We start from the raw sequence: 6,950 nt of genomic DNA, 5'->3' as shown, positions 1-6,950 counted from the left end.
GAATACATCCACTACTACAACCATGATCGAATCAAACAAAAACTAAAGGGATTGAGCCCGGTGCAATACCGAACTCAATCCCTCGTGCTAACCTAACTAAACTGTCCAACTACTGGGGGTCAGTTCAAATAAGTGGCTTTTAACTTCAGCAATGCAGACCTAACTAGTCTTTTTGGAGAAATACATTCACAGTTTCAGAAAGCTTCTTATAGCTTTGAAATAAGAATGCATGGCCACCCTCATAAAAAGCCAACCAGGCAAAAGGAATTTGATTGGCAATCACAACTGAGTTTTTTGGATTGTCGATGATGTCCTCACGACCGTCAGCCACTAGAACGGGAACTTTAATCTTCTTTAAATCCTGGTAATTCTGATTATCAGCATTCCAGAGAGTGATACGAGCACGAACCTGGCGTTCCTTAGCTTCTTTAGAAATTACGAAATCATCAGGGATGGTTCCCGCAGCTTTTGCTGCCATAAATCTCCCGTATACAACCTTAGCGGCCGCTTTACCTTCAGGCGTAATTGGGAACAACAACTCGAAATTCTCCATAGGAGAAAGACTCGGATTATTCAACTCCTCCCCAACCTTCTTATCAATAGCAATCTGATATTTTCCGCCGGGATTTGGGGCGCACAGAATGACTTTATTGACTAGCTCTGGGTGTCTGATAACAAGCTGCTGACCAATTCGTGCACCCATTGACCACGAGAATACGTTTACCTTTTTAAAACCCAGGGCCTTCACCAAGCCTGCGGCATCATCTGCCATTTGCGGAATGGTTGTGTAGTTTTCTTTAGTGTCGGTAGAAAGTCCAGCGCCGCGGTTATCAAAAATGATCAGCTGGTTATTCTTTGACAACTCACCGAGCAGGGCTGGATCCCAAGCGCTCATGGTGGCGGCATAGCCCATGATGAGGATCATGGGATCACCTTTGCCTTTTAGGTAGTAGGCTAACTTCACATCTCCTACTTGGGCATACTTAACTTCAGGTTTTTCTTGGGCTTGCACTGGAATGCTGAGGCTTAAAAAAATAAAAAGTATGGCAACCGTTAAATAAATGCCTCGCATTAAAGCGGTAGTCAAAACGCTTAGGGAGCTATTAAGAGCTGTCATAAGGTCCTAGGTTGGATTGGTTTTAGGAGGGGTCATATTAGCATTCAATACTGATCAAGAATTGCTTTAGGTCCTAAGCTGACATCCAAAAACGCCTCATCTCAGGGAGATCTTGCATTCCTCGATCATATCCATACTGAATGGCTGGCTCCATGATTGCCGGATCTACAACGCTCATTGTTCTTCTGCCAGGGAGCATCCCAACCACAACCAACTTGGTCTTTGTGCCGGCAGCTTCCAAGTCTTTTACTTCTTGCAAAATGGTATTAGGCAGATGATTCAAACGCAGCCCTTCTTTTTCTTGCTCAATAGTATCTGCCAGCGCAATTACTAGAGCTCGCTTAGATCCCGCAACAATGTCGCAATGTGTTTCGGTAGAGCCAATACTGCCATCCATACAAACACGATCCTTAACCCAGGTTGGGCCGGTGACACCTGGCGCAGAAGCACTAGCCGCACAAGCATCGATGACCGATACACCCGAATCTGGAGCAATCACTAAACGTTCAGCCGTATAGCAATCAATCGTAGTGATGTACATCTTCTGGGGAATGGCTTTAATACCCCCCAAGAAAACTTTAATGTTATTTTGAAACTTTTCAGATGGAATGGATTTTGCAGCCATTGCAGCATGGCCAATCGCCTGAATAGTATCGGGATTACCATCCTTGGCATTAAGCCCCATCCTCATTACACGCTCTTGGCTAGGCAAGAACTTTTTTGTTGGAACTAGCTTAGCCATGACCTTTGGATAGTCGGCCAATAAATTAAATTCTGCTGAAAATAGGTCTAGGCGGCTACCTAATAAAGCGCTTCCCAAAACTGCACCAGCAGATGTGCCAACCACAATGTCTGCCAAGCGAAGATCAATACCATTGGTTAGCATTGCATGAAAGTAGCCAACTAAAAATGAGCTCATGTATTCAGAGCCCCCACCCAATACAATCGCCCTATCTTTGCCTTTACCCGGAGGATTTTTATATGGAATCGGATGGGCTAGACCATCATCCCAGCTTGAGGTTGTTTTCTGAATTTCTTTTGCATCCAAAGCTCTCACTTCCGCAATAGTCTTTTTAGATACAGCTGGCGATTGGGGAAAAGCCTGAGTACTAGCAGCAACTGCCGCACCAATTGCAGATGATTTAAGGAAATTACGGCGAGTGGATTGGGTCATACATATACTCCTAAAGAATAACCACCCGAAGGTGGTTATGGATGTCTTAGTTTTTTGAAATTGAGATTACTGCTTCTGACTTGGTTGCGGGCAACCATTTGCCAGCGGTTTACCTGCAATGCGATCCTTTACCCAAGCTAGATAAATAGGCGCTGATACGCCAGGAGTTGTAAAGTGTGTTTGCTCACCCGGTAACTGATTTCTTCCCACATTCGCTCCCATAGCGCACATCTGCTTCTGATAAAGCTCGTGCATGACTGGTGGAACTGCAGTATCTTTGGTGCCCCAATAAATAACTACTGGCGCTACTGGTTTCACAGGTTTTACGCTGCCATTAATAAATGCATTGATCCAAGCTAAGGAGTTGCTAGGCTGGGGCTTAATCAATGATTTGTATTGATCGCCGTAAGTATAGGTAAATGAATCGGCCATCACGTGAACACATTTATTACCGGCTAACTGGTTTGCAACCTTGACACCTTCATCAGTCAAAACATCTGTTAGCTTCAGATTCGGATTAGCCGCCTGAGCTCCCCACAGACCCATGACGTAATGAGCAAATAGAAATACATTTGGGACATTTGCCTGGGTAAATTCATTCATGAGTTTATTAGCGCCTGCCTCATCCGCTGGTAACTTTGGTAATACCGCCGCTACGTCGTCTGGTGCCAATGCTACAAATCCAAGATATTGGAGATTATCTGCCGCAGTGCCCTGTTGAGCTTGGTACTCTGGCAGACTTGCAGCTGCAATCGTCGCCCCGCCACCTTGAGACCAGCCATAAATAATGGTCCTCTTACCGGCGCCGACTTCTTTCATGGAGCTAGCTGCTCTTGCAGAATTAATGGCATCTCTACCATTAGTTTGAGCCACTGCGTATTGATGCTTACCACCACCGCCTTGACCTTGATAGTCGGTAGCAACGATGACATAGCCTTCTTTAATAAACTCTTCCACATTCGGAATGCCGTAATCAGTCCAAGAATTGCCATCCATTAAGAAGTATTCATTTAAAGGGGTGGCTGGGTTAGTAATTTGAGAAGGGCCACAGTTTTGGGCTGAACCTGTTGTGCCATGAACCCAGGCCATGATCGGCCTACCCTCTTTAGGCGCCTGTCCAATAGGCGCTACGATTAAACCAGTTGAAATGGTCTTACGCTCAGCAACATCTGAAGAAATGTAAGCAATCTTCCATGCTTGCGCACCTTTAACGGATGTTTTTATCTTTTCTTTTTTGATAATCTGCCCCAACTTACCCTCTGGAGCCATTTTCATGACAGAGGCATAAAAAGGTGGCATTGGAGGTTCGGCAAATGCAACTGAAGACATTGCGCCAAGAGAGGTGCCAAAGATCAAAATAGGTAGTAATTTTTTCATCGGAGTTTGAAAGTAATCAAGGTGCAAGTCCTGTTGGTTAAAAATAGAACAATTCCAGTAAATATACCAAACTACATTTACTCACATCCCATGGAATTGCTGGGGAAATCTCGAACTGACAAGCGAGATATCCCCACTAATGCTTACTTTGGCGCAGCCTTTTCAGCCTTCTTATTTTTACGACTCTCAAAGAAGGTTTCGATTTCAACGTAGAAGACTGGCACTAATGCCACTGCAAGGCAGGTAGAGGCAATCATGCCGCTAAATACGGTAATGCCTAAGGAGATACGTGCTGCTGCACCCGCACCGGTAGATAGAAGCAAGGGCATGACACCCAAAATAAAGGCAATCGATGTCATCACAATTGGCCTAAAACGTTCTCTTGAAGCCTCTAAAGCAGCATCAACAAAACTCATGCCCTTATGTCTGCACTCAATAGCCACCTCAACAATCAAAATAGAGTTTTTACATGAGAGCGCAATCATTAACACCAGGCCAATCTGCACATAAATGTTATTTGATAGGCCCGTAAGCAATAAGGCCAATACCGTACCCGATAAAGAAAGTGGCACTGCAGTCAAAACAGCTAGCGGCGCTATCCAAGTTTCATATTGCGCTGCGAGCACTAAGTACACCAACAAGATCGATAGCGCAAAGATTAAGATTACGGTGTTTCCTACCAAATCTTCTTGATAAGACATGCCAGCCCACTGGTACGCGACCCCATCTGGCAAAGTCTTGGCGGCTACCTGCGCTAGCACCTTCATCGCCTGTCCAGAGCTATAGCCATCATTGGCAGCACCTAGAACGGCAGCAGAAGGATAAAGCTGGAACTGTGAAGCAAACGCAGGTCCAGTAGTGTCTTTGACATCAATGAAGGATCCAAGCGGAACCATATTGCCACTCTTATTCTTGACATAGAGTCGATTCACCTGCTCTACAGCATTGCGGTATTTACCATCAGCTTGAACATACACTTGGTAGGTTTGGCCATATTTGAAGAATTGATTGACGTAAGAGGATCCAAGATAGGATTGCAATACATCGTAAGCATCCCCAATATCGACACCAAAAGTTTCAGCCCTACCTACATTGAAGGTGAGTTGGAGTTGGGGAACATTGTTTTGGAATGGCGTAAAGATCATCATGATCTCTGGATGCTTTTGCGCCTCAGCAATAAAGGTCTTAGCGGCAGCATCTAACTTAGCAAAATTATTACTGCCATCCGTCAGCATCAGTCTCATCTCAAAACCACCCGATAGACCTAAACCTGGAATGGCTGGCGGCAAGAGCACAAAAGACTTAAGCTCTTGAACTTGCTTCAGGCCTTGATTCATATTGTTATAGATATCACGCAGGCCCTCACCTTTGCCCCGTTCTTCCCATTTCTTCATGATGACGTATAAGCCGCCCGCATTGGATTGGGAGCTACTGTTGTTCAGTAAGTTAATGCCGCCGATCACCACAACCGTGTCAACACCAGGAACCTTCTTGATGACATCAACTGCTTTTTTCATGCCACTCTCGGTACGCTGCAAAGAGGCCGCATCAGGCAAGGTAGTTGAAACCACCAAATAGCCCTGGTCTTCATTTGGAATAAAACCAGAAGGTACAAACATCAAGCCGATGAGAGAGGCGGCAATAATCGCAATCCCCACCATCGATGCTTTAGCTCGATTCTTCATCAAGCCTTCAATCTTGTGTCCATACCAAGTGGCCAAGCGATTGAAATACAAATCAAATTTTTGATAGAACTTATTTTTAACCTTATTAGGGTCAATCGGCTTGAGATACTGAGCTGACTGGGTTGGCTTCAGAGTAATCGCATTAATACCGCTAATCAAAGCAGTTGCTGCAATCACCAAAGCAAACTGTCGATACATTTGCCCGGTAATACCAGCAATAAACGAAGCCGGAATAAACACGGCCATCAAGACTAAGGTAATACCAATAATCGGACCCATCAAAGCAGTCATGGCATCAATTGCACCCTGCTTAGGATCCTCGCCCTCTTCTACCTTCTTAGAAACTGCTTCAACCACCACAATCGCATCATCTACAACAATACCGATACATAAAACGATCGCGAACAAGGTCAGCAAGTTGATAGAGAAACCAAGTGCGGCCATACATGCAAACGCACCAATAATTGTCACGGGCACTGTTGTTGCAGGTACCAGTGTGGCACGCCAGTTCTGCAAGAAAATCATGATCACGAGAAGAACTAAGATGCCCGCCTCGTAAAGCGTTTTATAAACCTCATGAATAGAGGCCTTAACAAACATGGTGGTATCAAAAGGAATGGCCCAAGTAACTTCTTTTGGAAGTGTCTTGGCAATACTCTTCATCTCATCCTGAACTGCTTGTGCAGTAGCAATCGCATTGGCACCCGGCATTTGGTAAATGGCTATGCCACCTGCAGGCTTGTCATCAATCTTGAAGAATTGACTGTAGTTCTGACTACCCATTTCTATTCTAGCGATATCACGCAAGTACGTGATTTCAGCCTTGTTACCAGCCTTGACAACAATTCTGCCGAACTGCTCAGGGGTTGTCATGGCGCTGGTAACATTAAGCGTTAACTGAAAATCTTGACCCATCGGTGTGGGCGGGGCGCCAATTTGACCTGCTGTTAGCAAGACGTTTTGCTTATTAATAACGGCAATGACATCGTTTGGCGTCAGATTGCGCATCTTGAGTTGGGCAGGATCAAGCCAAACTCGCATACTGTAATTACCCACACCAAATACATTGGCAGCCGCTACACCTGGTAATCGCGCTAAACGTTGCTGCAACTTGAGGTTTGCCAAGTTACTTAAAAATAAGCCGTCATGGTCAGGATTGGATGAAGTCAGGGTTACGAACTGCAGAATGGCAGTCGATTGTGTTTTGGTTGTGACGCCCTGCTTTTGAACTGCCTGCGGCAAGGAAGGAAGCGCAATAGCCACTCGGTTTTGCACATTGACCTGAGCTAAATCAGGGTTCGTGCCCACCTTAAAAGTTACGGTGAGGGTATAGTTTCCGTCATTGGTGGATGCAGACTCCATGTAGAGCATGCCATCAACACCATTCACCTGAGTTTCAATATTGCTCGCTACTAATTGCTGTACAAGTGTGGCGCTTGCACCTGGATATCGTGCTGTCACCTGAATCGTGGGTGGAACAATATTAGGGTACTGAGCAATCGGCAAGCTATTAATGGACACTGCTCCAATCAATAGCATGACTAAAGCAATTACATTGGCCAGTACCGGCCGTTCGATAAAAAATTTAGAGAGCATG

Annotated in this window: 5 protein-coding genes; 1 reads left to right on the top strand and 4 read right to left on the bottom strand. The window is 45.2% G+C overall.

Annotated elements, in window-relative coordinates:
• A partial coding sequence (locus ICE90_RS05355) for an IS3 family transposase (protein ID WP_216123889.1) occupies positions 1 to 96 on the top strand: 96 nt, incomplete at its 5' end.
• A gap of 67 nt (positions 97 to 163) precedes the next feature.
• On the opposite strand, the gene ICE90_RS05350 is transcribed toward ICE90_RS05355, so the two are convergent.
• From ICE90_RS05350 to ICE90_RS05335, 4 genes are all read right to left on the bottom strand, one after another.
• Positions 164 to 1,087 carry an alpha/beta fold hydrolase gene (locus tag ICE90_RS05350; protein ID WP_216191271.1) on the bottom strand — a complete coding sequence of 308 codons (924 nt, stop codon included), beginning with the start codon at positions 1,085 to 1,087 and terminating at the stop codon, positions 164 to 166.
• Positions 1,088 to 1,190: 103 nt separating this feature from the next.
• Complete coding sequence (locus tag ICE90_RS05345) at positions 1,191 to 2,291, bottom strand: patatin-like phospholipase family protein (RefSeq protein ID WP_216191269.1); 1,101 nt, start codon at positions 2,289 to 2,291, stop codon at positions 1,191 to 1,193.
• A gap of 66 nt (positions 2,292 to 2,357) precedes the next feature.
• Complete coding sequence (locus tag ICE90_RS05340) at positions 2,358 to 3,668, bottom strand: lipase family protein (protein WP_216191267.1); 1,311 nt, start codon at positions 3,666 to 3,668, stop codon at positions 2,358 to 2,360.
• Between the two features lie 143 nt (positions 3,669 to 3,811).
• Complete coding sequence (locus ICE90_RS05335) at positions 3,812 to 6,949, bottom strand: efflux RND transporter permease subunit (protein WP_216191265.1); 3,138 nt, start codon at positions 6,947 to 6,949, stop codon at positions 3,812 to 3,814.
• Position 6,950 lies beyond the last annotated feature (1 nt).

Origin of the sequence: Polynucleobacter sp. AP-RePozz3-80-G7 (genome assembly GCF_018882145.1) — a bacterium.
Classification (GTDB): Bacteria; Pseudomonadota; Gammaproteobacteria; order Burkholderiales; family Burkholderiaceae; genus Polynucleobacter.
This window is presented reverse-complemented; position numbering and strand designations above follow the sequence as displayed.

What these genes read in the sequence shown, in the direction of transcription:
- ICE90_RS05345 (WP_216191269.1), bottom strand. Translation starts at nt 2,291, where the DNA reads ATGACCCAATCCACTCGCCGTAATTTCCTTAAATCATCTGCAATTGGT.
- ICE90_RS05340 (WP_216191267.1), bottom strand. Translation starts at nt 3,668, where the DNA reads ATGAAAAAATTACTACCTATTTTGATCTTTGGCACCTCTCTTGGCGCA.
- ICE90_RS05335 (WP_216191265.1), bottom strand. Translation starts at nt 6,949, where the DNA reads ATGCTCTCTAAATTTTTTATCGAACGGCCGGTACTGGCCAATGTAATT.